At 64.2% G+C, this 24,457-nt stretch carries 21 protein-coding genes and 1 riboswitch; of the genes, 12 read left to right on the top strand and 9 right to left on the bottom strand.

What is annotated here, in order from left to right; translation table 11 throughout:
- Nucleotides 1–20 precede the first annotated feature (20 nt).
- Nucleotides 21–214: riboswitch (FMN riboswitch) on the bottom strand.
- 66 nt (nt 215–280) lie between these two features.
- The 3 genes from HV796_RS15650 to HV796_RS15660 all read right to left on the bottom strand — a co-directional run bounded on the left by HV796_RS15650 (nt 281) and on the right by HV796_RS15660 (nt 2,814).
- Nucleotides 281–1,024 carry a helix-turn-helix domain-containing protein gene (locus HV796_RS15650; protein ID WP_175227413.1) on the bottom strand — a complete coding sequence of 248 codons (744 nt, stop codon included), beginning with the start codon at nt 1,022–1,024 and terminating at the stop codon, nt 281–283.
- A gap of 164 nt (nt 1,025–1,188) precedes the next feature.
- A complete protein-coding gene (locus HV796_RS15655) occupies nt 1,189–2,364 on the bottom strand; it encodes an MFS transporter (RefSeq protein WP_175227414.1) in 1,176 nt (391 codons plus the stop codon).
- Between the two features lie 45 nt (nt 2,365–2,409).
- Nucleotides 2,410–2,814, bottom strand: coding sequence for a VOC family protein (locus HV796_RS15660; protein ID WP_175227415.1), 405 nt, complete (start codon nt 2,812–2,814; stop codon nt 2,410–2,412).
- 104 nt (nt 2,815–2,918) lie between these two features.
- Here HV796_RS15660 and HV796_RS15665 point away from each other — a divergent pair, with 104 nt between their 5' ends.
- The 12 genes from HV796_RS15665 (at nt 2,919) to HV796_RS15720 (ending at nt 16,639) form a co-directional block, all read left to right on the top strand.
- The gene (locus HV796_RS15665; RefSeq protein WP_175227416.1) at nt 2,919–3,899 is read left to right on the top strand and encodes a LysR family transcriptional regulator; all 981 of its coding nucleotides are present in this window, start codon (nt 2,919–2,921) and stop codon (nt 3,897–3,899) included.
- A gap of 192 nt (nt 3,900–4,091) precedes the next feature.
- Complete coding sequence (gene miaB / locus HV796_RS15670; RefSeq protein WP_175227417.1) at nt 4,092–5,480, top strand: tRNA (N6-isopentenyl adenosine(37)-C2)-methylthiotransferase MiaB; 1,389 nt, start codon at nt 4,092–4,094, stop codon at nt 5,478–5,480.
- 51 nt (nt 5,481–5,531) lie between these two features.
- Nucleotides 5,532–6,620, top strand: a complete 1,089-nt coding sequence (locus tag HV796_RS15675; protein ID WP_175227418.1) for a PhoH family protein — start codon at nt 5,532–5,534, stop codon at nt 6,618–6,620.
- Nucleotides 6,617–7,087, top strand: coding sequence for an rRNA maturation RNase YbeY (gene ybeY, locus HV796_RS15680; protein ID WP_175227419.1), 471 nt, complete (start codon nt 6,617–6,619; stop codon nt 7,085–7,087). The genes HV796_RS15675 and ybeY overlap by 4 nt, the downstream gene beginning before the upstream one ends.
- A 92-nt stretch (nt 7,088–7,179) precedes the next feature.
- The gene (locus HV796_RS15685) at nt 7,180–7,926 is read left to right on the top strand and encodes a gamma-glutamylcyclotransferase (protein ID WP_175227420.1); all 747 of its coding nucleotides are present in this window, start codon (nt 7,180–7,182) and stop codon (nt 7,924–7,926) included.
- 357 nt (nt 7,927–8,283) lie between these two features.
- Nucleotides 8,284–9,180 (top strand): CorC family transporter, encoded by an 897-nt coding sequence (locus HV796_RS15690; RefSeq protein WP_175227421.1) that lies wholly within the window; start codon nt 8,284–8,286, stop codon nt 9,178–9,180.
- 95 nt (nt 9,181–9,275) lie between these two features.
- A complete protein-coding gene (gene lnt / locus HV796_RS15695; protein ID WP_175227422.1) occupies nt 9,276–11,021 on the top strand; it encodes an apolipoprotein N-acyltransferase in 1,746 nt (581 codons plus the stop codon).
- A 202-nt stretch (nt 11,022–11,223) separates the two neighbouring features.
- Nucleotides 11,224–12,231, top strand: coding sequence for a glycine--tRNA ligase subunit alpha (gene glyQ, locus HV796_RS15700; RefSeq protein WP_175227423.1), 1,008 nt, complete (start codon nt 11,224–11,226; stop codon nt 12,229–12,231).
- Between the two features lie 14 nt (nt 12,232–12,245).
- Nucleotides 12,246–14,357, top strand: coding sequence for a glycine--tRNA ligase subunit beta (glyS, locus tag HV796_RS15705; RefSeq protein WP_175227424.1), 2,112 nt, complete (start codon nt 12,246–12,248; stop codon nt 14,355–14,357).
- Between the two features lie 11 nt (nt 14,358–14,368).
- Nucleotides 14,369–14,926: a D-glycero-beta-D-manno-heptose 1,7-bisphosphate 7-phosphatase gene (gene gmhB / locus HV796_RS15710; RefSeq protein ID WP_175227425.1), complete on the top strand. Its 558-nt coding sequence runs from the start codon at nt 14,369–14,371 to the stop codon at nt 14,924–14,926.
- Nucleotides 14,927–14,966: 40 nt separating this feature from the next.
- Nucleotides 14,967–15,725, top strand: coding sequence for a lysophospholipid acyltransferase family protein (locus HV796_RS15715; protein ID WP_175227426.1), 759 nt, complete (start codon nt 14,967–14,969; stop codon nt 15,723–15,725).
- A gap of 56 nt (nt 15,726–15,781) precedes the next feature.
- Nucleotides 15,782–16,639 carry a M48 family metallopeptidase gene (locus HV796_RS15720; protein ID WP_175227427.1) on the top strand — a complete coding sequence of 286 codons (858 nt, stop codon included), beginning with the start codon at nt 15,782–15,784 and terminating at the stop codon, nt 16,637–16,639.
- A gap of 94 nt (nt 16,640–16,733) precedes the next feature.
- Here HV796_RS15720 and gloA read toward each other — a convergent pair whose 3' ends face one another.
- The 6 genes from gloA to HV796_RS15750 all read right to left on the bottom strand — a co-directional run bounded on the left by gloA (nt 16,734) and on the right by HV796_RS15750 (nt 24,423).
- Nucleotides 16,734–17,120 carry a lactoylglutathione lyase gene (gene gloA / locus HV796_RS15725; protein ID WP_175227428.1) on the bottom strand — a complete coding sequence of 129 codons (387 nt, stop codon included), beginning with the start codon at nt 17,118–17,120 and terminating at the stop codon, nt 16,734–16,736.
- A gap of 75 nt (nt 17,121–17,195) precedes the next feature.
- On the bottom strand, nt 17,196–18,296 hold the full coding sequence (locus HV796_RS15730) for a porin (protein ID WP_175227495.1): 1,101 nt from the start codon (nt 18,294–18,296) through the stop codon (nt 17,196–17,198).
- A gap of 393 nt (nt 18,297–18,689) precedes the next feature.
- Nucleotides 18,690–20,951, bottom strand: coding sequence for a YadA family autotransporter adhesin (locus HV796_RS15735; RefSeq protein ID WP_175227429.1), 2,262 nt, complete (start codon nt 20,949–20,951; stop codon nt 18,690–18,692).
- 208 nt (nt 20,952–21,159) lie between these two features.
- Nucleotides 21,160–22,014 (bottom strand): 16S rRNA (adenine(1518)-N(6)/adenine(1519)-N(6))-dimethyltransferase RsmA, encoded by an 855-nt coding sequence (rsmA, locus tag HV796_RS15740; RefSeq protein ID WP_175227430.1) that lies wholly within the window; start codon nt 22,012–22,014, stop codon nt 21,160–21,162.
- Nucleotides 22,015–22,033: 19 nt separating this feature from the next.
- Nucleotides 22,034–23,047, bottom strand: a complete 1,014-nt coding sequence (pdxA, locus tag HV796_RS15745; RefSeq protein ID WP_175227431.1) for a 4-hydroxythreonine-4-phosphate dehydrogenase PdxA — start codon at nt 23,045–23,047, stop codon at nt 22,034–22,036.
- Nucleotides 23,048–23,055: 8 nt separating this feature from the next.
- Entirely contained in the window at nt 23,056–24,423 is a 1,368-nt protein-coding gene (locus HV796_RS15750; protein WP_175227432.1) for a peptidylprolyl isomerase, read from the bottom strand.
- Between the last annotated feature and the right edge of the window lie 34 nt (nt 24,424–24,457).

Here is a 24,457-nt window from a genome sequence, read left to right on the forward strand (position 1 = left end):
GGACGAACAGATGACCATCTGCACATCTTCTTCCATCCGGACTATGACCGTCGGCCCTGGCATCGCACCAGATCTGCTGACCTCGCGCGTGCTTCGACCGATAGTCGAACGCACCTGCGCGAGCGCTCGCGGGCTCGCAGGCTGGCGCGCGCTCGATCGCGCGATGCCGCCGCATACCGCCGGTGGGGAATTTCACCCCGCCCTGAAGACGTACTGATTGCCGGAACGATATTTCCGGCGCGCAAAGCATACAACAACCATCGATATTTCGCTTAACGGCCTAATCCGCCAACTGGGCATCCGGCTGAGCACTCAACTGCGTGGACAACGGCGTGGACAACTGAGCCGCGGCGGACGCCGCCGTGACAGCCGGTTCCCAGCGCGGCGGCGTCTCAGGATTCACGATCACGCGAAACGCACGCGCCTCCGTATCGCCGGGGTTGCGCAGCGTATGGGGCTGATCGGCGTCGAACACGATCGCATCGCCGGTCGCGAGCAGTTGACGCCGCCCATGCACGCTGATTTCGAGCGTCCCTTCGCTGACGACGAGGTTCGCCGTGGTGCCCGGCAAACGACGCGTACCCGGCTCGGTATGAAGCGGTGCGATGCGCAGCTCGTGAAACTCAGCGGCCGCCGGTTCCGCGTCGGGGTACAGCGCGCGCGTCGCAAACCGACCATTCGACGTCAGCAAGCGCGCCGCGCGCTCCGCCGGTAAATGCTCGAAACCATGCACCGCGTAGCGCCGCAAGAACGCCGACACCGATACCTTCAGTGCGGCCGCGATCTTGCACAGCACCTTGATCGACGGCACGCTGCGTGCCGATTCGATCTGCGCGAGCATCGCGCGCGACACGCCCGACAACCGCGACAGCGCGTCGAGCGACAACTGCCGCTCAGCGCGCAGCCGCGCGAGATTCACGCCGACCAGTTGCTCAAGCGCATCGACAGTTTCGGTGGCGGCGTGCGCATCGACATCGGCGCCGTCGATGACGGGATCGCGCACCAGCGCGAGCGGGGACTGCATGATGTGCCTCCGTGCGCGCCGCTGCCGAAACGGCACAACACGGCGCAAGCCTGACTGGAGGCAAGCCTAGCATCGGCGGACAGGCCGCCCAACCAAGATATCGTCACACCGATATCACGATTGCGGCCGCGCCTGGTATCTGCTCATTACCCACCGCATCACCGTCAGCCCGCCTTCACCCGCCGCGGCACGATCGTTGCGGGCGCATCGATGCGCGCGGCAATCCACGTCAGCATCAGTGCCGCCACCGCCACCGCGGCCGCCACCCACGGCAACGTGTCGAGCCCATATCCGTGGCCGATCGTGAGTCCGCCGAGCCACGCGCCGGCCGCGTTGCCGACATTGAACGCGCCAATGTTCAGCGTCGACGCCAGATTCGGCGCAGCCGCTGCCTTTTCGACCACGCGCATCTGCAGCGGCGGCACCGTCGCAAATGCCGCGATGCCCCATATGAACACGGTCACCGCCGCCACGATCTGCGTGTGGCTCGTATGCGCAAACACCGCCATCACAATCGCCAGCGCCGCGAGAATGCCCATCAGCGACGGCATCAGCGAGCGGTCCGCGAGCTTGCCGCCAATCGTGTTGCCGACCGTCAGGCCGACGCCGAACAGCACGAGCATCAGCGTCACGCCGCGCGGCGTGAAGCCGCTCACCTGTTCCAGGATGGGCGCGATATAGGTGAACACGACGAACACGCCGCCGAAGCCGAGCACTGTCATCGCAAGCGCGAGCCAGACTTGCGGCTCCTTCAGCACACGTACTTCATGGCCGAGACCCACTGGCCCTGTATCGTGACGATTCGGCACCAGCGCGGTCACGCCCGCCAGCGACAGCACGCCGAGACCACTGACAATCCAGAACGCGACCCGCCAGCCAAACTGCTGGCCGATAAACGTACCAAACGGCACGCCGAGCACGTTGGCAAGCGTGAGGCCGGTGAACATCAGCGCAATCGCACTAGCCCGCTTTTCCTGTGGCACCAGCGACGCGGCCACCACCGCACCGATGCCGAAGAACGACCCGTGCGCGAACGATGTGACGACGCGCGCCACCATCAGCAAGCCGTAGCTGGGCGCGACCGCGCACAGCACGTTGCCGACAATGAACACGCCCATCAGCAGTTGCAGCGCGAATTTGCGCGGCATGCGGCTGGTGACGACCGCGAGCAGCGGCGCGCCGACCGCGACGCCGAGCGCATAGCCGCTTACCAGCAAACCGGCGGACGGCAATGACACTGCAAGGTTGTTTGCCACGTCGGGCAACAGTCCCATGATGACGAACTCGGTCGTGCCGATCGCGAACGCGCTGATCGCCAGCGCCAACAGCGGAATAGGCATGTCAGATTGCTCCAGTATTTGATCCAGGCTGAACCACGTGACGCGTCACGAAGACGTGTGCTCTGCGGCCGTGACGAATTCAATGACAACGCCCGGCGCAAGCGCGACGAACAGTTGAACTTCGCGGGTCAGCGGCACATCGGCGCGTTGATAGCCGACCCCCGCGGCCTCGATGCGCGCGATCAACGCATGCCATGCATCGGCGCGGTCGATCCGAAACGCAATATGGTCGATGCGCGGCGCCGCGCCGCTGGGCGCTGCGTCACTTGCCACAGCGCGTGGCAAGGTTGCGTCGACCAGATGGATCACCGGCCGCCCGGCCGCATACAGCCACGCGCCGCCGACGCGAAACGGCGGACGCCTGCCGTCGGTCAGGCCGACGATGTCGACGAAAAAGCGGCGCGCCGCGTCGACGTCCGGCGTAACGATCGTTGCATGATCGAGATGCATCGCTGACCCTCCGGGTTTTTACCCATGCGCGCATTCTCACCGGACCGCAGACTTTTGAGAATTGCCGTAGCATTTGAAAGATTGTCAAATATTTTTTGAAGACGATGGACAACCTTGGTGATATCCGGCTATTCGTCGAGGCTGCGCAACTCGGCAGTCTGTCTGCGGCAGGACGCAAGCTGGGCCTGACGCCCGCCGCCGCCAGCGCGCGTCTCGCGAAGCTCGAAAGTGGCCTGAAAGCGCGTCTGTTCGAGCGCACCACGCGCCAGTTGCGGCTCACCGACGAAGGCCGCGTGTTCCTGCAAGGCAGCCGTCAGGCGTTAAGCGCGCTCGATGACGCGCAAACCGCGCTGCAAGCGGGCCAGAACATGGTGCGCGGCAAGGTACGTATTTCGGCGACGTCGGATTTCGGCCGCAACCTGCTGATGCACTGGCTCGACGAATTCAATGCGCTGTATCCGGACGTGACATTCGGCCTGACGCTGTCCGACGCGTTGTCGAACCTCGTGCAGGAAGACATCGACCTGGCCGTCCGCTTCGGCGTGCCGCCCGACAGTTCACTGGTCGCCCGGCCGCTCGCGCCGAATCCGCGTGTGGTCTGCGCGTCGCCCGAATACCTCGAACGGCACGGCCTGCCCGAGCATCCGCGCGACCTCGCGCGCTTTCACTGCATCGTGCTTTCGACCGCGTCGGGTGCGGTCACTGAATGGCGCTTCACGCGCGGCAATGAGGTCGAGCTATACACGGTGCCGCTCGATACCGCACGCGAGACCAATGATGGCGCGGTAGCCCGCGAATGGGCGCTGCGCGGCTACGGGATCGTGGTGAAATCGTTGTGGGACGTCGAAGCGGATCTGCGCTCGGACGGCCTGCGGGTGCTGCTGCCCGGCTGGCGCTACCCGGACGCGCCGCTGCATGCGCTCTACCACCGCAACCGGTTCATGGCGCCGCGGGTGCGCGTACTGCTCGATTTTCTCGCGGAGCGATTTGCGCGCACGCTGGCGGAACTCGAAGCCCGTTGTGGATACCCGGACGCCGCACCACTGTCAGCAACGCCAGAAAAGGCGCGCGGTGAAAGGCTATAATATCGGACTACACTGGAAACACGCCCCTATCCGCACCCGAATGCGTATCCGAATGGCCGCCTGTGCGCGGCCGCATGCGTTTGGCCGGGTTTGGCCGCCGGGTCTGGCCGAATTTGGCCGCGCCTGATGTTTGCGCCCCACATCGAACTGAATGACGCCCCCAGGTCAACCACTGCGAACGGCGAACCCTAGATGACCAAGAAAGTTTATGTAAAGACCTTCGGCTGCCAGATGAACGAGTACGACTCCGACAAGATGGTCGACGTACTCGGCGCTGCTGAAGGCCTCGTGAAGACCGACTCCCCGGAAGACGCGGACGTCATTCTGTTCAATACCTGCTCGGTCCGCGAAAAGGCGCAGGAAAAGGTGTTCTCCGACCTTGGCCGCGTGCGCGAACTGAAGGAAGCGAACCCGAATCTGCTGATCGGCGTCGGCGGCTGCGTCGCGAGCCAGGAAGGCGCGTCGATCGTCGCGCGCGCGCCGTATGTCGATCTGGTGTTCGGGCCGCAGACGCTGCATCGCCTGCCGCAGATGATCGACGCGCGCCGCGCGAGCGGCCGTCCGCAAGTCGATATCTCGTTCCCCGAGATCGAGAAGTTCGACCATCTGCCGCCGGCGCGCGTCGACGGCCCGAGTGCGTTCGTGTCGATCATGGAAGGCTGCAGCAAGTACTGCAGCTACTGTGTCGTGCCATACACGCGCGGCGAAGAAGTGTCGCGGCCGCTCGATGACGTGCTGACCGAAATCGCCGGCCTTGCCGACCAGGGCGTGCGCGAAGTGACGCTGCTCGGCCAGAACGTGAACGCCTATCGTGGAAAATTCGGCGCTCCGCTGACAGTCGGCCCGGCCGACATCGCGGACTTCGCGACGCTGATCGAATACGTCGCCGACATCCCCGGCATCGAGCGCATCCGCTACACCACTTCGCATCCGAAGGAATTCACGCAGCGGCTGATCGATACCTATGCGAAGGTGCCCAAGCTCGTCAGCCACTTGCATCTGCCGGTGCAGCACGGCTCCGATCGCATTCTGATGGCGATGAAACGCGGCTACACGGTGCTCGAGTACAAGTCCGTGATTCGCCGGCTGCGCGCGGTCCGTCCGGACCTGTCGCTGTCGACCGACATCATCGTCGGTTTCCCGGGCGAGACCGAGGACGATTTCGCCAGAACAATGGCGCTCGTGCACGAGATGAGCTATGACACCAGCTTCTCGTTCATCTACAGCCCGCGTCCCGGCACGCCCGCCGCGAATCTGCACGACGACACGCCGCGTGAAGTGAAACTGCAACGGCTGCAACATTTGCAGGCAACCATTGAAGCGAACGTGGCGCGCATCAGCGACGCGATGGTCGGCCATGTCGAGCGCATTCTGGTCGAAAGGCCGGCCCGTAAAGACCCGACGACCGAGCTTGCGGGCCGCACCGCGAACAACCGCGTCGTGAACTTCCCGGCGCCGCTCGAATCGCATGCGCGGCTGATCGGCCAGATGATCGACGTGAAAATCGTCCGCGCGTACCCACATTCGTTGCGCGGCGAACTCGTGCTCGCGCACGAGGACTCACCCGAGACCACTCACTGAGCGACGGCACACGGAAGGCACGTCGCGCATCGACAGGATCGAACCATCGCCTTGAAGACCACTCAGCAACAATTGGAATTCACTGCACCGCGCGATGACAACGCGCGGCTCGCCAACCTCTGCGGCCCGCTCGACGAAAATCTGCGGCAGATCGAACAGGCGCTCGATGTCACGCTGCAACGCCGCGGCCACCGCATCAGCATCCGTGGGCGCGGCGCGAAAGTCGCGCTGAACGCGCTCGAAAACTTCTACAACAGTGCGCGCGACCCGCTGTCAGTCGACGATATCCAGCTTGCGCTCGTCGAATCGCGCCATCCCATCCATCAGATCCGCCCGAACGGCGACGACGAACTGGACCCGCGCTTTCGCGGCGATCCGGACCATCCGTTCGACGAACCGGCGCATGAGGGCGTCGAGGACATCGAAGAGTACGGTCCGAAGCTCTATACGCGCCGCGCCGACCTGCGCGGCCGCACGCCCGCGCAGCGCGAGTACCTGAAGCAGATCATCTCGCACGACGTGACCTTAGGCGTCGGGCCTGCCGGCACCGGCAAGACCTATCTCGCGGTTGCGTGCGCGGTCGATTCGCTCGAGCGCGACCAGGTCAAGCGCATCGTGCTGACGCGGCCCGCGGTCGAAGCCGGCGAGCGGCTCGGCTTCCTGCCGGGCGACCTCGCGCAGAAGGTCGACCCGTACCTGCGGCCGCTTTACGATGCGCTGTACGACCTGCTCGGCTTCGACAAGACCGCGAAGATGTTCGAACGCCAGATGATCGAAATCGCACCGCTCGCGTATATGCGCGGCCGCACGCTGAACCATGCGTTCATCATCCTCGACGAAGCGCAGAACACGACACCCGAGCAGATGAAGATGTTCCTCACGCGAATCGGCTTCGGCTCGAAGGCTGTCGTGACCGGCGATACGACGCAGATCGACTTGCCGCGCGGCCAGAAAAGCGGACTGATCGAAGCGCAGCAGGTGCTGTCCGACGTGCGCGGGATTGCGCTCACACGCTTCACGAGCGCGGATGTCGTGCGGCATCCGCTGGTTGCGCGAATCGTCGAAGCGTACGATGCGCATGCACAAAAAGAGGACAGCGCGGCGCAAGCCGCCGCCGCCGCGCGCCGCTCGCCCGAATGAACCGCGCGCCAAAACTTTCGTTGAGCCTGCAATTCCCGGCCGCGAAGGCGTGGCCCGAGCACAAGGCGCTGCTGCCGCGCGCGAGCGTCGCAAGCTGGATCAGGGCGGCGCTGTTTGCCGACGCCGAACTGACCGTGCGTTTTGTCGACGCGGACGAAGGCCGCACGCTGAACCGCACGTATCGCGGCAAGGACTACGCGACCAACGTGCTGACCTTCGCGTATGCCGAATCGGAAGACGATCCGGTCAGCGGCGACCTGATCCTGTGCTGCCCCGTCGTCGAAAAGGAAGCGGCCGAACAGCACAAGCCGCTCGCGGCGCACTATGCGCACCTGCTGGTTCACGGTACCCTGCATGCGCAGGGCTACGATCACGAGAACGACGCGGATGCGCAGGAAATGGAAGCCATCGAAACAGAGGTGCTGGCCGGCCTCGGCTTTCCGGACCCTTACCGGCAAAACGGATAGCGCCGCCATCGCCTTCGATACGACTCGTGAATTCACCCGCAGCGAGCCACCGCTGATCGCGTCCCCAGCGCGCCGCCTATCCGGAACATACCGTGACTGCCCGTCATCCCGACTCCGCGCCGCCCGGCAAGCCTGACTGCCCCGACTATCCGCCGGCGCTCGGCGAGTCGCGGCTGCTGTCGGATGATGAACTGCGCGCATCGATGAATGACACGCTCAGCCGCTGGGATCACGCGAGCGATCTGTGGCTGTTCGGCTATGGCTCGCTGATCTGGAATCCGGGTCTGCCGACCGCCGAAGCGGTTCGCTCGCGCGTGCACGGCTATCACCGCGGGCTTTACCTGTGGTCGCGCGTCAACCGCGGCACGCCTGAGCAGCCGGGCCTCGTGCTTGCGCTCGACCGCGGTGGCTCGTGCAGCGGCATCGCCTTTCGCCTCGCGGCAGAAGGCGCGCAACCACACCTCGAGGCGCTCTGGCACCGTGAAATGGCGATGGGCTCGTACCGGCCGGCCTGGTTGCCGTGCGTGCTCGCCGACGGCCGGCGCGTCGATGCGCTTGCATTCGTGATGCGCCGCGACGTGCCGAGCTACACCGGCAAGCTATCCGACGACGTGGTGAGCGCCGTGTTCGACTGCGCGTGCGGCCGGTACGGCACCACCCTCGACTATGTGAGCCGCACCGTCGAGGCACTGCGCAACAGCGGCATGCCCGACCGCGCGCTCGAAGCGCTGCTGGCGCGCTGCAAGCGGCAAGCGCAGCAAGGCGCAGGCCGGAGCGACGCGCGCGGCAAAGCGGGCGAACCCATCGTACCCGCGCGGAAAACGGGTACCGGCCGGTGACGCCTGACAGCCGACGCGTTCCACGCGCTATGGCCTCACATTAAATTTCTTCACGCTCTGCCCCCCGTTTCCGCCCCCGCTTCTGTCACCGCTTCTGTCACCGCTTCTGCGCCGTTTCTCGCCCTCAGGCGGCGAATTTATCCGTTACGATAAAAACGTGGCCTGCAGTGCGACGCGCTCACCGTCCGGCCGCCGGCCTGGCCGTCGGTGGGCGACCGCAGGCAACTGCGAACGCCCGTGCACCAGCCCGAAGCCGGCCACCGCGCGTCCAGACGGGGCGGGACACAGACCTGCCATGCGTGTGGTGTATCCTTAACACTCTGCAACAGCGCGCCGGGCCCAACCGGGCGCATCACCATGAACGACACGTATCCCAGTCGACGATCCACCAGCGACAAACCCACCGAAAAGCGCTCGCTGCTCGAGCGACTGACCGACTTCATCTCGCCCGAGCCCGACTCCCGCGGCGAACTCCTCGAAATCCTGCAGGACGCGCACGAGCGCAACCTGATCGACGCCGATTCGCTGTCGATGATCGAAGGCGTGTTCCAGGTGTCCGAGCTCAGCGCGCGCGACATCATGGTGCCCCGCGCACAGATGGACGCGATCAATATCGCCGACGCGCCCGCCGATTTCATCCCGTTCATGCTCGAAAAGGCGCACTCGCGCTATCCGGTCTACGAAGGCAACCGCGACAACGTAATCGGCGTGCTGCTCGCGAAAGACCTGCTGCGCTACTACGCGGAAGAAGAATTCGACGTGCGCGGCATGCTGCGGCCCGCCGTGTTCATTCCGGAGTCGAAACGCCTGAACGTGCTGCTGCATGACTTTCGTGTGAACCGCAATCACATTGCGATCGTCGTCGACGAATACGGCGGCGTCGCGGGGTTGATCACGATCGAAGACGTGCTCGAACAGATCGTCGGCGACATCGAGGACGAATACGACTTCGACGAGGAAAGCGGCAATATCATCGCGTCGCCGGACGGGCGTTATCGCGTGCGCGCGCTCACTGAAATCGAGCAGTTCAACGAAGAATTCGACACGCATTTCTCCGACGAGGAAGTCGATACGATCGGCGGCCTCGTCACGCATCACTTCGGCCGTGTGCCGCATCGTGGCGAAAAAGTGCGCCTCGGTGACCTGATTTTCGAAGTGCTGCGCGCCGACGCGCGGCAGATTCACATGCTGCTCGTGCGCAAGGACCCGCTCGCGGGCCAGCGCGAACGCGATGCGCAGCACGTGCAGACCTGATTGTCCTGTTTCGCTGCGCCTCTCGAACGCAACCCTACGCTATCGCGCACGCAACTCAACCACTGCCGAATGTAAAGAACGGAACGAACGTAACAATGGCCGACCCGATTCCTTCCCGTCTGCGCCGCGGCGTGACGCCCGACGAAGCTGCAGCGGGCGGCCGCACGCTACCGCGCTGGCACTACCTCGCGGCGCTCGCCGCGGGCGCCGTCAATACACTGTCGTTTGCGCCGACGCCGCATGGCGGCTGGCTCGGACTCGCGATCTTCGTGTTTTTCTATGCGTGGCTCACGCGCTCGACCGGCTGGAAGAGCGCCGCGCTAACCGGTTTCACATTCGGCTTCGGCAATTTCGTCACGGGCGTCTGGTGGCTGTATGTGAGCATGCACGACTTCGGTGGCATGGCGGCGCCGCTGGCGGGCGCGGCGCTCGTGCTGTTCTCGATGTATCTCGCGCTCTATCCGGCCTTTGCGGCGGGCGTGTGGTCGTTCTGCGCGGGGCATGCGCGCAACGGCAAAGCCGACGACACACCGTTCTCGCCCACCTGGCACGGCGCCTTCGCGTTCGCGAGCGCATGGGCGCTCGGCGAATGGCTGCGCGGCACGGTGTTCACCGGCTTTCCGTGGCTCTCGAGCGGTTATGCGCAAGTGGACGGACCGTTTGCCGGCTTTGCGCCGCTCGCGGGTGTGTACGGTGTCGGCTGGGTGCTCGCGTTGACGGCCGCGCTGATCGCACAGGCGTTGCTGCGCGCGTTCGGCAACGGCCGCGCGACGGCCGCGAGCGCACCGGGCGGCACGCGCGCTATCGGCAACTCGCGTACCGCACGCATCGTGGCACCCGCGGCGATCGCCGTGGCGCTGATCGCCGCCGGCCTGCTGCTGCCGCTCGTGTCGTGGACGCAGCCGGCCAACGCGACGCTCAACGTGCGGCTGCTGCAAGGCAACGTGAAGCAGGAAATGAAATTCGAACAGGCGGGCGTCAGCGCGGCGATCGATGAGTATCAGCGGATGATTACCGAGCAGCCCGCCGATCTGATCGTCACGCCCGAAACCGCGATCCCGGTGCTCGCGCAGGACGTGCCGAACGCGTTCGCGGTCGCGATACGCGAGTTCGCCGATGCCACCGGCACGTCGATCCTGTTCGGTGCGATCGGCGGCAAGATCACGCCGGAAGGCCGGGTCGTCGACTATACGAACAGCCTGTTCGGCATCACGCCGAACACGAACGACGTATACCGTTACGACAAGCATCATCTCGTGCCGTTCGGCGAATTCGTGCCGTGGGGCTTTCGCTGGTTCGTCAACCTGATGAATATTCCGCTTGGGGATTTCGCCCGCGGCGCGCCGGTGCAAAAGCCATTTATGGTGCATAACCAGCCGGTGTCGGCCGATATCTGCTATGAAGATATCTTCGGCGAAGAAATCGCGCGCACGGTGCGCGAGAACGCAACACCCGCCGGGGTGCTGATCAACTCGACCAACCTCGCGTGGTTCGGCAATACGATTGCGCTCGACCAGCATCTGCAGATCGCGCGGATGCGTTCGCTCGAAACGGGTCGGCCGATGCTGCGCGCGACCAACACCGGCACAACCGCCGCCATCGACGCGCACGGCAATGTGATCGCGCGGCTGCCGCCGTTCACCGAAGGCTCGCTCGACGTGACGATCCAGGGCACGTCCGGCAATACGCCGTACGTGACGAGCGGCAATAACACGGTGCTCGCGGTGTCGCTGTTACTGCTCGCGTTCGGCTTTGCCTTCGGTCCGTCGCGCGCGGACCGGCGCGGCAATCAAGCAGGAGCGGATGCAACGCGCGACGCTCCGCGCGACCCAACCCATTGAGCACGAGTGAAGCGCGAATCGAGCGCCAATCGCGCAGCGGGCCGGTGAGGCCCGCGGAAAGTCTCAACGCAACCGCAATCCGGTAAAATTCACGGTTTTAGCACCGGGCCGCGCGATGGCCCGTCGCTGGGCCGGCCGGATGCAGCGCGGTCGTCCCGCGGCGATTCGCACGCGCGCCGCACTTCCCCCGGAAAGACACTTCATGCTCACGTTTCAGCAAATCATCCTGACGCTGCAGTCCTACTGGGACAAGCAGGGTTGCGCGCTGCTCCAGCCGATCGACATGGAAGTCGGCGCGGGCACCTCGCACGTCCATACGTTCCTTCGCGCAGTCGGCCCCGAGCCGTGGCGCGCGGCCTATGTGCAGCCGTCGCGCCGCCCGAAGGACGGCCGCTACGGTGAGAACCCGAACCGCCTGCAGCACTACTACCAGTACCAGGTGGTGCTGAAGCCGGCGCCCGAAGACATCCTCGACCTGTACCTCGGCTCGCTCGAAGCGCTCGGCTTCGACCTGAAGCAGAACGACGTGCGCTTCGTCGAGGATGACTGGGAAAATCCGACGCTCGGCGCATGGGGTCTGGGCTGGGAAGTGTGGCTAAACGGCATGGAAGTCACGCAGTTCACCTACTTCCAGCAGGTCGGCGGCCTTGACTGCAAACCTGTGCTCGGCGAAATCACCTACGGACTCGAGCGTCTTGCGATGTACCTGCAAAAGGTCGAGAACGTCTACGACCTGATCTGGACCGAGTGGGAAGAACAAGGTCCGAATGGTCCGGAAATGCGCCGCCTCACCTATGGCGATGTGTATCACCAGAACGAAGTCGAACAGTCGACGTATAACTTCGAGCACGCGAACGTCGAATTGCTGTTCACGTTCTTCAATAGCTACGAAAGCGAAGCGAAGCGGATGATGGAAGCACAGGTGCCGCTGCCCGCGTATGAACTGGTGCTAAAGGCCGCGCATACGTTCAACCTGCTCGATGCGCGCGGTGCGATCTCGGTCACCGAGCGGGCGGCGTATATCGGCCGCATCCGCAATCTGTCGCGCGCCGTCGCGCAGGCTTACTACGATTCGCGCGAGAAGCTCGGTTTCCCGATGCTCGGCAATCCGGTGCACGCGGTGCCCGGCCTCGAATCCGACGAACAGGAAGCCGCAAAGCCCGCGTGGGCGCCGCCGCTGAAGATCGAGCGCAGTTTCGACAAAGAATGACGAGACAAGAACACATGACGCACGCCCATCACGCCACCCTGCTCGTCGAACTGCTCACTGAAGAGCTCCCGCCGAAAGCGCTCGCACGTCTTGGCGACGCGTTCGCCGAAGGCATTGCGCAGCGCCTCGCGGCGCGCGATCTGATCGAAGGCGAGCTGTCGTTCGAACGCCATGCGACGCCGCGGCGCCTCGCGGTGACCGTCAATCACGTACGCACGGTCGCGCCGGAAAAACAGGTGCGCGAAAAAGTGCTGCCCGTGTCGGTCGCGCTCGATGCGAACGGCCAGCCCACCGCGCCGCTGGCGAAGAAGCTCGCCGCGCTCGGCTTCGCGGACTTCCCGGTGAGCGATCTCGAACGCGCGTCGGACGGCAAAGCCGAAGCATTCTTCCTGCGCTATGCCGCGCCCGGCGCGACGCTCGCCGAAGGTCTGCAGGCCGCGCTCGACGAAACGCTGGCAAAACTGCCGATTCCGAAGGTGATGACCTATCAGCGCCCCGACGGCACCAACGTGCAGTTCGTGCGCCCCGTGCATCGGCTCACGGTGCTGCACGATCACCAGATCGTGCCGGTCACCGCATTCGGTATCGACGCGGATGATACGACGCTCGGTCATCGTTTTCTGTCCGAAGGCTTTGTGCAGATCCAGCATGCGAATGCGTATGCGGAAACGCTGCGCGATAAAGGCCATGTGATCGCGAACTTCGCCGAGCGCAAGGACGTGATCCGCTCGCAGCTGCTCGCGCAGGCGAACGGCGACCCGGTGGTAATGCCCGACGCACTGCTCGACGAAGTGACGTCGCTGGTCGAATGGCCGGTCGTCTACGCGTGCCGCTTCGAGGACGAATTCCTGCAAGTGCCGCAGGAATGCCTGATCCTCACGATGCAGACGAACCAGAAGTATTTCGCGCTGACTGACGCGCACGGCAAGCTGCGCTCGCGCTTCCTGATCGTCTCGAACATCGCGACCGACACGCCCGGCGACATTATCGAAGGCAACGAGCGCGTCGTGCGCCCGCGCCTCGCCGATGCGAAGTTCTTCTTCGAACAGGACAAGAAGAAGCCGCTCGCGGACCGCGTGCCGCTGCTTGCGAACGTCGTTTATCACAACAAGCTGGGCAGCGCGCTGCAGCGTGTCGAGCGCATCGAAGCGCTGGCGGGCGAGATCGCCGCGCTGACGGGCGCCGACGTCGCGCTCGCGAGGCGTGCTGCGCGCCTCGCGAAGGCCGACCTGCTGACCGATATGGTCGGCGAGTTCCCCGAGCTGCAGGGCACGATGGGCACGTACTACGCGCGCCACGACGGCGAGCCCGAAGAAGTCGCGCTCGCGTGCTCGGAGCACTACCAGCCGCGCTTCTCCGGCGACGCGCTACCCGCGACCGCGACCGGCACCACGGTGGCCCTCGCGGACAAGCTCGAAACGCTGGTCGGCATCTGGGGCATCGGCCTTCAGCCTACCGGCGAAAAAGACCCGTTCGCGCTGCGTCGCCACGCGCTTGGCGTGCTGCGCATTCTGGTCGAAAAGCAGTTGCCGGTTGATCTGGTTGAATTGCTGCGCGCCGCGTACAAGCAGTTCGCCGCGCTGCCGAACGTCGCCGATTCGACGGCCGCGCTCTACGAGTTCTTTATGGATCGCCTGCGCGGCCTGCTGCGCGAGCGCGGCTACGGCGCCGGCGAAGTCGACGCGGTGCTCGCATTGAACCCGACGCGCCTTGACGACATCGTCGCGCGCCTCGATGCGGTGCGCGAATTCGCGGCGCTGGCTGAAGCGGCATCGCTGGCGGCAGCCAACAAGCGGATTTCGAACATCCTGAAGAAGTCAGAAAGCGTCACGGCGTATGGCGACCACGCGATCGTGCAGGCGGCACTGCTGGTCGAAGGCGCGGAAAAGGCGCTGCACGCGCAGCTCGAACAGGTTGCGCCACGCGTGCAGTCGCAACTCGCGCAGCGCCAGTACACCGGCGCGCTATCGGCACTCGCGGCGCTGCGCGAACCGGTCGACGCGTTCTTCAACGACGTGATGGTCAACGCTGAAGACCCTGCACTGCGCGCGAACCGTCTGGCCCTGCTCGGCGCGCTGCATCAGCAGATGAACTGCGTCGCCGACATTTCGCGGCTCGCCGCCTGAGCGCCCACACCATGGCTAGCGCAAAGAAACTGGTGGTGCTGGACCGGGACGGCGTGATCAACGCCGATTCGGAAGCGTTCATCAAGTCGCCGGACGAATGGGTCGCACTGCCCGGCAGTCTCGAGGCGATTGCAAGACTCAACCAGGCCGGCTACCGCGTCGCGATCGCGACCAACCAGTCGGGCATCGGGCGCGGCCTGTTCGACATGGCGGTGCTCAACGCGATGCACGAAAAGATGCATCGGATGGCCGCGACGGTCGGTGCGCGCATCGACGCGGTCTTCTTCTGTCCGCATACGGCCGAAGACCAGTGCGAATGCCGCAAACCGAAACCCGGCATGCTGAAGATGATCGTTGAGCGCTACGACGTCGATCCCAAGGGCACGCCCGCAGTCGGCGATTCGCTGCGCGATCTGCAAGCGGGCGCCGCACTCGGTTTTACGCCGCATCTGGTGCTGACCGGCAAAGGGCGTGAGACCCTCGCCGCGGGCGGCCTGCCCGATGGCACACGCATCCACGACGACCTCCGCGCGTTCGCGCTGGACTACCTTGCCGAAGAACAGGAATGATGCGCACGCGGCGCATCAGCCACACTCATTGAATTGACCGATGCGCTTTTTACGCTCCCTGCTGCTGTTCGTCTTCTTCATCGTCTTCACGATGCCGTACGCGACGGCCTGCTTTCTCGCGTTTCCATTCATGCATGCCGACCGGCGCTACTGGATGGCGGTCGGCTGGTGCCGCACGGTGCTCGCGGTGCTGCGCGGCTTGAGCGGCATCCGCCATTCGGTGCAAGGGGTCGAGAATCTGCCGGACGGCCCGGCGGTGCTGCTGTCGAAACATCAGTCCGCGTGGGAAACCGTTGCGTTTCCCGCGCTGATGCCGCGGCCGCTGTGCTACGTCTTCAAGCGTGAACTACTTTACGTGCCGTTCTTCGGCTGGGCGCTCGGCATGCTGAAGATGATTCATATCAACCGCAAGGAAGGCAAGAACGCTTTCGTGTCGGTAACGAGGCAAGGCAAACACCGGATGGAAGAAGGCGCGTGGGTCATCATGTTTCCCGAAGGCACGCGCACGCCGACCGGCAGGCAAGGCAAGTACAAGACGGGCGGCGCGCGCTTCGCCGTCGCAACAGGTGCGCCCGTCGTGCCGATCGCCCATAACGCGGGGCGTGTGTGGCCACGCAACTCGTTTATCAAATATCCGGGTATAGTCACGGTGTCGATTGGCAAGCCGATCGATACGCGCGGGCTCACGCCCGACGAAGTGAACATGCGCGTCGAAACATGGATCGAAGCCGAGATGCGGCGCATCGATCCTGCCGCTTATGGCGCCAGGCACAATGCGCCTGCCGCCGCGCAAACCTGACGCGCGCACGCCGTCTGTTCGTCATCGAGACGGCGTTTTAGCGTGAAGCGAGTCCGATGCAGAAGTTTTCCAAGCCGCAACCCGCTGCGGCGCTCGATAGCCGGCAACTCGATCTGCCGCTCTTCGAAGCGCCCGGCAAGTCCGAGTCATCGCCGCAGCCGTCGCCGGCGGTTCCACTTGCGCCCGATGGCACGAAGCTGCGCCACATCGCGCTGGGCTCACGTTCGCTGTACTACCACCTGAAGCGCTCGTCGCGCCGCTCGATCGGCTTTGCGATCGACAGCAGCGGTCTCACGATCACTGCGCCGCGTTGGGTCACGCTGACCGATATCGAAACCGCGATCGCGGAAAAGCAGCGCTGGATTTTCACCAAGCTCACCGAATGGCAAACGCGTGTCGAGCAACGCGCATTGCCGCGCGTGGACTGGAAGGATGGCGCGCAAGTACCTTATCTGGGGCAGCCGGTACGCGTGACGCTCGGCGCACCCAACGGCACACTGCTGTTCGATGCGCAACATGCGGCGCTCGCGCTGCCGTTGCCGATGCAGGCGGACCCGCAGCAGATCAAGGACCGCGTGCAAGGCTGGCTGCAAAGCGAGGCGAAGCGGCTGTTCGGCGAACGCCTCGCGATTTACGCGGCAAAGCTGGGGGTGAACTACCGCGCCTATGCGCTATCGTCGGCAGCGACGCGCTGGGGCAGTTGTTCGAGCGACGGCAAGATTCGCCTGAACTGGCGGCTTATTCACTTTCCGGTGTCGATCATTGACTATGTGGTCGCACACGAGCTCGCGCACTTGCGCGAAATGAATCATAGCCCGCGCTTCTGGCAAACCGTCGAATCGATTTTCCCCGAGTTCCGCGAAGCGCGGCAAACACTCAAGCACCATCCGCCTGAACTGCTGCCCGCACTTTAGATCGAGGCGCGCGTTGCGACGTCGCGAACAGGCTGACGTTGCAGCGTGAACGGGCGTCGCGGCGCGCGATCGCTCGCCGCGCTTCGCTACAGCATCAAGACTTCTTCTGGATGAACTCGATCTTATAGCCGTCCGGATCCGTGATAAACGCGATCACCGTCGTGCCATGTTTCATCGGGCCGGCTTCGCGCACCACCGTGCCGCCCTGTGCCTTGATCTTGTCGCACGCGGCATACGCATCTTCGACTTCGATCGCGAGGTGGCCAAAACCCGCGCCCAGGTCGTACGACCCGGTATCCCAGTTGTGCGTCAATTCGATGACCGTGCCCTCACGCTCATCGGTATAGCCGACGAACGCCAGCGTAAACTTGCCATCCGGGTAGTCCTGGCGGCGCAGCACTTTCATGCCGAGCAGCTCGGTATAGAACTTGATCGAGTGGTCCAGATTGCCGACGCGAAGCATCGTATGGAGAAGACGCATCGTGAACTCCTCATTGCGTGGTGTGGAGGACGTAAACGTACCGAAAAAGCGCTGTCCGCGCTGACGCCGCGACGCTCAGAACAGATGCCGTAAGCCAGCCATCAGGCCGACCTGCGTGCTCTTCTGCGCGAGCCCTACGCTGTTGACGCCTTGCAACTGCGCGCCGATCAGGTCGCCGCGATAGAGCGCGTAGTCGGCTTCGACATAGACGTCAGTGCGTTTCGAAAGGCTATAGTCAGCGACAAATTGGCACTGCCATGCGGAGCCATCCTGCGCGTCGGTTTTGCCGTCCTGCAGCGTGCGCCATACATTGAGCGCGAGATGCCACGCATCGCCGAGTGCCTGTGTGACGCCGCCGAAGATCATCCGGCGCCGCGAGAAATCGGTGTACTTGAGCGCGGCGAGCACCGGCGCGGTAAACGGCCCGTTAGCGAAGTTCGAAAAACCCACATCGTTGCGATTGACGATATAGCCGAGCGCCGCACGCGTGCCGTCCCACACGAACGCGCCACCGAACGTCCATGCTTTCGCGGTACTACCGTTCAGCGAATCGCGCGTTTCCTCGTACGCGCCGCCGAGATTGAGCGGACCGTCCTTCGGCGACCAGGCCACCGCGGCGCCGTATTGCGAGCCGTATGACAGGTGGCCCGCGACGCCGCCGAACGCATAGCCGGCGGCAAACGTCACGCCGGCCACGCGAGCCTGATACTGCACCTGGTTGCTGGTCCAGATGCCACCTGACATCGTGACTTCCGGCTGAAAACTGAAATCGTATGGAATCCACGGATTACTGCCATAGCCGCCGATCGTGATGCCCTCGATCAGCACGTTCGGCTGCCGACCGATAATGAGTCGTCCATATGAAGGCGACTGCACGCCGACCTGCGCTTCGTTGAAGAACGGCAGTGTCGGGTCGCTTTGCCCGGTATTGATGGTGAAGCGGTTCTCGATCCTGAAAAAAGCGCTCCAGCCGCCGCCGAGATCATCGGTGCCTCTGAGCCCCCAACGGCTTTCGCTCATGCCACCGGTACCGAGACCGAGGGTCGAATCGCCGGCCGTGTTCGTATGGGTCAGATAGCGCACGCTTTCATCGACGATGCCGTACAGCGTGACGCTCGACTGCGCATGCAACGGCGAACCTGGCAGCGCCGATAGCGCCGACGCCGGCAACAGCATGACTAACCATCTGCGGACCTTCACGATGCCGTCTCCTTGAGGTGCGGGACGTGCTTATGCGGCCTGAATGGGTTCTGAACGGCGGGGAAACGGCGGGGCAACTGCGGAGTCCGCAGAATAATGCCTGACGTAAGGCGGGATGTGCGAAATATGTAAGGCGCGTGACACGCCAAAGCGGGATGCCGTCGAAAGGCTCCGTGACACAACGCGGTGCTGGTACGCCGCGGCTCGGCGTGACGTAACGTAGCGTAGCGTGGCGTAGCAAAACGCCCGTGACGAAGTGGCAAGCGGCGGGGGCGGAGCGCGCGCGACGCAGTCGATCGATGCACGCGCCCCGTGATGGAGCCAGGATGGCGACGTCGGTCTGCTACACGGCGCCGTTATACGCGGGCATCACCACTGAAAACCCGCGCCCGCGACAAATCCGACGTTGCCATTGGTGCTGGTGTTACCCGACAGCTTCACCACGAACTTATTGTTCTGCGTCACATACGATGCGCCGAATGCGGCGCCCGACTGGCCGCCGTAGCGCGCTCCCGCGACTGCGACCATCGTCTTGCCGGGTTGCGTTGGCTGCGGCAGACCCGCGACCGCCATCGCGGCGGCCGTGCCCGCGTTCGCGCCTTTTGCGACGTCGTTGATCTGGCCTTGCAGACCGGAAATCTGCTGGTTCGTATTCGCGACCGCGGCGTTCAGCTGATTGACGTTGACCGCGTCGCTGCCTTGCACGCCCGCCGCCACGTTGACAATTTGACGCTCCGCGCCCGGCGCGCCCACCGACACCGTATTGTCGCGGCTCGCGACCGCGTTCGCGCCGAGTGCGACCGAGTTGTTCGCTGTTGCATGCGCCTGCGAACCGAGTGCGACGGAAGCGGAGCCGGCCGCCTGCGCGCGGTCGCCGAGCGCGGTTGAATCGTTGCCCGTTGCCTGAGCGCCGCCTCCAGCCGCGAACGAATTCGAACCCGTGGCCGCGGCGGGACCATCGACCGTGCTCGCCGAAATATAGGCGGAGCCGTTTGCGTTGTAGTTCTGCACGGCCTGGCCGAGGGACGCAATCTGCTGGTTCGTCGCGAAGAGTTGCGCGCCGGTGACCGCATCGGTACTGGTTGCCGTCAGGTCCCCGTCCTGCAGGTTGGTCAGTTGCACCTGTGCGCTACTGCCCGTTCCGCCGAGCGTGACGCGATCGTGAGCGGCGCTGTCATAGGCGACCTGATCCGCCGGATCCGTTTGAGGCGCTGCGCCGACATTGGCTCTGACGGCCGCCGCGCGCAGCAACGTGCCGTTGCTGGTGTCGCCACCTGTGCCCGGGATAGCCGCGGCGATCGCCGCGTTCATCTGGCCGAATGTCACCGCGTCGCTATAGTTCACTGCATCCGCGACGTTCACGATGCGACGCTTCGCCGTATTCGAGCCTACCGCGAACGTGTTGCTCTGGTTCGTCGACGAACCCGCGCCGATCGCGATCGAATTGACCGCGGTGGCACGCGCGTTCGCGCCGATCGCCAAGGTATTGTCGCCGGTGGCCTGCGCAAAGCCGCCGATTGCCACTGCATTGGCGCCCGACGCAGTGGCATCCTGCGCGGATGTATCGCCGAACTTGATGAACTTGAGCTTCGTCGAGATATCGGCTGCCGCTGCCGACGCGTCGGTAATACGCTGGTCGAGTGCATCGACCGCACCGTCCACGCCGATCACCGTGTCACCTCCTACGCTGTATCGGGGCATCGTAATGCCGCCATCGGCATTGACGAACGAGCCGCCACCGAGCGCCGCCGCGATGCTGGACGCCGAGTTGTAGAGTTGCGCGCCATTGATCGCGTCCCTGCTGCCGGCGCCGACGGCGCCCGCGGCCAGATTCGTGATCGTCGTGCCGCTCGTGCCTCCGGCAAGTGTGATCTTGCCTTTGGCCATGTCGTCATAGGCCACGAATGCATTGGTCGGATTGCCCGACGTGTCGATATTCAGGCCCGCTGCCTTCAGTTGCCCGACATTCACCGCGTCCGTATTGTTGATGCCCGCCGACATGTTCGTCACGCGCCGCGTTAGCGAGCCGGTGAGATTCTGGTTAAGCAATGCGGTATCTGACGAATTGCCGTCACCGCCATTGCCATACGTGCCCTTCAGCGGATTGTCGCCGACCCGGCCGACCGACACCGTGTTCGCTTCGGTCGCGACGGACCCGGTGCCGAGCGCGACGCTGTTCTGCGCGCCACTCGCGACGTACGACGCCGCGCCGACCGCGCTGCCATAGTACGAGAAGATCTGGCTGCTAAAGCCGAACCCGGACGCAAAGCTGACGTTTGCCGGCACATAGCCGTACGCGCCGACCACCGTCTCGCCGAGATTGTGTGGGGCATCCTTGACACCCGCATTCGCAAAGCAGCCTCCGACGACCGACCAGGTACCGCTGCCGGCGTTGCTCGTTGTACAGTTTTGCCCCGTTGCCTTGTCCGTGTCGTTAATCGTAATGGCGCTGGCGAACGAGGGTCCCGATGCCGACAGGCCCGCGACGCTCAATACAATCATCGCGATGCCGGCCGTGACCGTCGTACGTGTCGACGCTTGCCTTGTCCGGTCTTCAGCCATTTTCAACGCCGCCGCCCGAATGGGCGTCAACCTCAATTCATTCCATACGACCTGCCGGCTCTTATTCATTTTTCAATCCTAAATAATTTGAAAGGAAATAATTCATCAAGAATTCTTCCAATCAGCTGTATCGCGACGCACGGGTAACAGTGCGCTGAAGTATAGAAACCCCGCGACCTATCGCCTTATAGGACTAGTCTGAAAACCTCGGTTCCGCTCACTTACTTAGGAATGCAACGCAAATGAGATAAGAGATTGAATGATCGGGCGACTTCGCTTAAGCGCGCGAATCCGACACCGCCCGCGCGACTCGCACATATTCGTCGACCGGCACATCCTCCGCGCGTCGCGCGAGGTCGAAGCCAAGTGCGTCAAAATCGATGACGTCGCGATACCCGGCCAGCGTATTGCGCAACATCTTGCGCCTCTGCGAAAACGCGGCGGTCACGACGTCGCCGAGCGTCGCCTCGTCGACATCCGGCAACTCGTGCGGTGCGTAAGGGATCATTCGCACAATCGCGGAGTCGACTTTCGGGGGCGGCTGGAACGACTCGGGCGGCACATCCAGCAGCTTGTCGATCACGTACCGGTACTGCAGCATCACCGACAGACGGCCAAACGCCTTGCTGCCCGGTTCCGCAACCATCCGCTCGACCACTTCGTTCTGCAGCATGAAGTGCTGATCGATCACGCACTGCGCGTACGTCGCGAGATGAAACAGCAGAGGGCTCGAGATGTTGTACGGCAGATTGCCGACGATGCGCAGCGACGGTTTGTGATTCGGCGTGCCGGACTCAATGGGTACCGCGAGCGCGCTGAAATCGAACGCGAGCGCGTCGCCCTCATGCAACCGCAGCCGCTCGCCGAATTGCTTCCTGAGCCGCTCGATCAGATCGCGGTCCAGTTCGACCGCGTGCAGCGGCGAGTCCGGTGTCGCGAGCCTTTCGACCAGCGGCTCGGTGAGCGCGCCGAGGCCCGGACCGATTTCGACCATCCGCTCACCGCGTTGCGGGCGAATCAGATTGACGATCGAATCGATGACACTGAGATCGACGAGGAAGTTCTGCCCGAACCGCTTGCGTGCGAAATGGCCCTGGTGCTGCCGGCTCGGGTGCGGTCTGCTGGATGACATCGAAAATGTATTGAGGGAGTCAGGCGGCGCGCCGATGGCGCGCCATCGACACCGCGGTATCGATCGCGGCGATCAGGCTGCCGGCGTCCGCGCGGCCGGTGCCGGCCAGGTCGAGCGCGGTGCCGTGGTCGACCGACGTGCGAATGATCGGCAAACCGAGCGTTACGTTGATGCCTTCGCCAAAGGTTGCGTACTTCAGCACCGGCAGACCCTGGTCATGGAACATTGCGAGCACGCAATCGGCTTCGGTCAGATAGCGCGGCTGGAACAGCGTGTCAGCCGGATACGGTCCGCGTGCATCGATGCCCATCGCGTTCGCCCGCTTGAGCGCAGGCGCGATCACGTCGATTTCCTCGTGGCCGAGATAGCCGTTCTCGCCCGCATGCGGATTAAGGCCAGTAACCAGGATGCGCGGCGCGGGCAGGCCGAAATGATGGCGCAGATCGTGATCGATGATACGCAGCGTATCGACGATTCCCGCGACGCTAAGCGCTGCCGCCACATCCTTCAAAGGCAGGTGCGTCGTCGCGAGCGCAACGCGCAGCGGACGCTGGCCGGTGCCGGCGAGCATCATCACGACATGCGGCGTCTGGGTGCGTTCAGCGAGATATTCGGTGTGGCCAGTGAACGGCACACCGGCATCGTTGATCGTGCTCTTTTGCAGTGGCGCGGTGACGATCGCATCGAAGCGGCCCGCGAGCGCGCCATCAATCGCGGTATCGAGCAGCGCCAGCACGTAGCGGCCATTGGCCGCATCGAGCTTGCCCGGCCGCGACGGCGCGCCAAGCGGATGGTGCAGAACGTCGATGCGCCGCCCTTGCAATGCGCTCCAATCGATGCCAACCGCCTGCGCGCGCTCCGTCAGCAGCGCCGCATCGCCGAGCACGGTGAAATGCGCATCCGGCCAATGCGCGCCGGCCGCCGCGAGCGCTTGCGCGGTCAGCTCGGGACCGACGCCCGCCGGCTCACCGGTGGTGATGACGATACGCGATGGGGCCGAATGCGGTGCCGAAGACGAAGTGGCAGGCGTCATGATCGAAGTTACTGCAGGGTAGCGGGCACGGTCTTATAGTCCACATACGCGGTATCGCGCAGTTCACGCAGCCAGTCCGCGTACGCCTGCTCCGCCTTGCGCTGGCCGATCGCCTGGCGCGCCAGATCCATCTGCTGCGCGACCGAGCCTTCGGCTTCGCGGCGGCCCAGCACCTGAATCAGGTGGTAGCCGTATTCGGTCCGTACCGGGTCGCTGATCTGACCGTCCTGCAGACTGTTCATCGCCCGCTCGAATTCCGGCACAGTCTCGCCGGGGCTCACCCAGCCGAGATCGCCGCCCTGCGACGCCGAACCGTCCTGCGAATAGGTGCGCGCGAATTTGTCGAAGTCGCCGCCCTGCTGGATTTCCTGCTTGATCTCAAGCAGCTTCTCGCGCGCTTGCGGCTCCGACTGCCCGTCGCCGACACGCAGCAGAATGTGTCGCACATGTGTTTGCACAAGCCTTGCCGAATCGCCTGTCACGCCCTGGCCGGTGCGGCGGTCGACGAGGCGCACGATCTCGAAGCCGTCGCTGGTGCGGATCACCGACGGGTTCACCTGCCCCGCACGCAGAGTCGACGCCGCCGTGACGAATTCCGGCGGCAGCTTCGACGGCGACAGGAAGCCCATGTCGCCGCCTTTGCTCGCGTCCGTGGCCTGCGAATTCGACTTCGCAAGCTTTTCGAAATCATCGCCGCTGCCGCTCATCGCCTGCTTGAGGAGATCGTCGGCTTTCTTCTGCGCGGCTTCGATATCGGTTTGCGACGCATTGAGCGGCGCCTTCAGGAGGATATGCTCGAAGCGCAGGTCGTTCGTCGAGCCGGCGGTCGGTCCGCGCTGGCTCGCAATGTAGTTCGCGACTTCCGCGTCCGACACGGTGACCTTGCTGTCCACTTCCTTCTCGCGCAGCCGCGACAGGATCAGTTCGGTCTTCGCATCGCCGGTGAAGGTCGTCCATGGCACGCCTTCGGCCTCGATGCGCGCGCGGTACACCGCAAGCGTCATGTTGTTCGCCTGCGCGAGACGCTCGAGCGTCCGTTGCACGGTTGCGTCATCGACGGTGATGTTGTCTTCGCGTGCCTTTTGCAGCTGGATGCGTTCGAGCACCATCTGGTTCAGCACCTGCTGGCGCAACTGGTCCGCAGGCGGAATCGGCGCGTGCTGCTGATTCAGCCGGCGCGTGATCAGTCCCATGCGCTCGTCGAGCTCGCGCTGCGTGATCACGCCATTGTTGACAACGGCCGCGATCGTATCGATTGTCTGGCCACTGCTGTTATTGAGAGCCTGAGCGTGCGCAGGCCCCGCTGGCAGGAAGAACGCGGCAGCCGCGACCCCGGTCGCGAACGTTGCCAAACGAAGCTTTTTCATGATTCCCACAGATACTCCAATGATGTCGGGCGGATGTTGCATA

The organism is Paraburkholderia humisilvae (assembly GCF_902859855.1).
In the GTDB taxonomy this organism is placed as follows: domain Bacteria; phylum Pseudomonadota; class Gammaproteobacteria; order Burkholderiales; family Burkholderiaceae; genus Paraburkholderia; species Paraburkholderia humisilvae.

Excerpts from the sequence above, each read along its gene's own strand:
- HV796_RS15650 (WP_175227413.1), bottom strand. The coding sequence starts at position 1,024 with ATGCAGTCCCCGCTCGCGCTGGTGCGCGATCCCGTCATCGACGGCGCC.
- gloA (WP_175227428.1), bottom strand. The coding sequence starts at position 17,120 with ATGCGTCTTCTCCATACGATGCTTCGCGTCGGCAATCTGGACCACTCG.
- HV796_RS15730 (WP_175227495.1), bottom strand. The coding sequence starts at position 18,296 with ATGCTGTTGCCGGCGTCGGCGCTATCGGCGCTGCCAGGTTCGCCGTTG.
- pdxA (WP_175227431.1), bottom strand. The coding sequence starts at position 23,047 with ATGACGCCTGCCACTTCGTCTTCGGCACCGCATTCGGCCCCATCGCGT.
- HV796_RS15715 (WP_175227426.1), top strand. The coding sequence starts at position 14,967 with ATGCGCTTTTTACGCTCCCTGCTGCTGTTCGTCTTCTTCATCGTCTTC.
- glyQ (WP_175227423.1), top strand. The coding sequence starts at position 11,224 with ATGCTCACGTTTCAGCAAATCATCCTGACGCTGCAGTCCTACTGGGAC.
- miaB (WP_175227417.1), top strand. The coding sequence starts at position 4,092 with ATGACCAAGAAAGTTTATGTAAAGACCTTCGGCTGCCAGATGAACGAG.
- HV796_RS15665 (WP_175227416.1), top strand. The coding sequence starts at position 2,919 with ATGGACAACCTTGGTGATATCCGGCTATTCGTCGAGGCTGCGCAACTC.
- rsmA (WP_175227430.1), bottom strand. The coding sequence starts at position 22,014 with ATGTCATCCAGCAGACCGCACCCGAGCCGGCAGCACCAGGGCCATTTC.
- HV796_RS15660 (WP_175227415.1), bottom strand. The coding sequence starts at position 2,814 with ATGCATCTCGATCATGCAACGATCGTTACGCCGGACGTCGACGCGGCG.
- glyS (WP_175227424.1), top strand. The coding sequence starts at position 12,246 with ATGACGCACGCCCATCACGCCACCCTGCTCGTCGAACTGCTCACTGAA.
- HV796_RS15720 (WP_175227427.1), top strand. The coding sequence starts at position 15,782 with ATGCAGAAGTTTTCCAAGCCGCAACCCGCTGCGGCGCTCGATAGCCGG.
- HV796_RS15655 (WP_175227414.1), bottom strand. The coding sequence starts at position 2,364 with ATGCCTATTCCGCTGTTGGCGCTGGCGATCAGCGCGTTCGCGATCGGC.
- ybeY (WP_175227419.1), top strand. The coding sequence starts at position 6,617 with ATGAACCGCGCGCCAAAACTTTCGTTGAGCCTGCAATTCCCGGCCGCG.
- HV796_RS15735 (WP_175227429.1), bottom strand. The coding sequence starts at position 20,951 with ATGAATAAGAGCCGGCAGGTCGTATGGAATGAATTGAGGTTGACGCCC.
- gmhB (WP_175227425.1), top strand. The coding sequence starts at position 14,369 with ATGGCTAGCGCAAAGAAACTGGTGGTGCTGGACCGGGACGGCGTGATC.
- lnt (WP_175227422.1), top strand. The coding sequence starts at position 9,276 with ATGGCCGACCCGATTCCTTCCCGTCTGCGCCGCGGCGTGACGCCCGAC.
- HV796_RS15690 (WP_175227421.1), top strand. The coding sequence starts at position 8,284 with ATGAACGACACGTATCCCAGTCGACGATCCACCAGCGACAAACCCACC.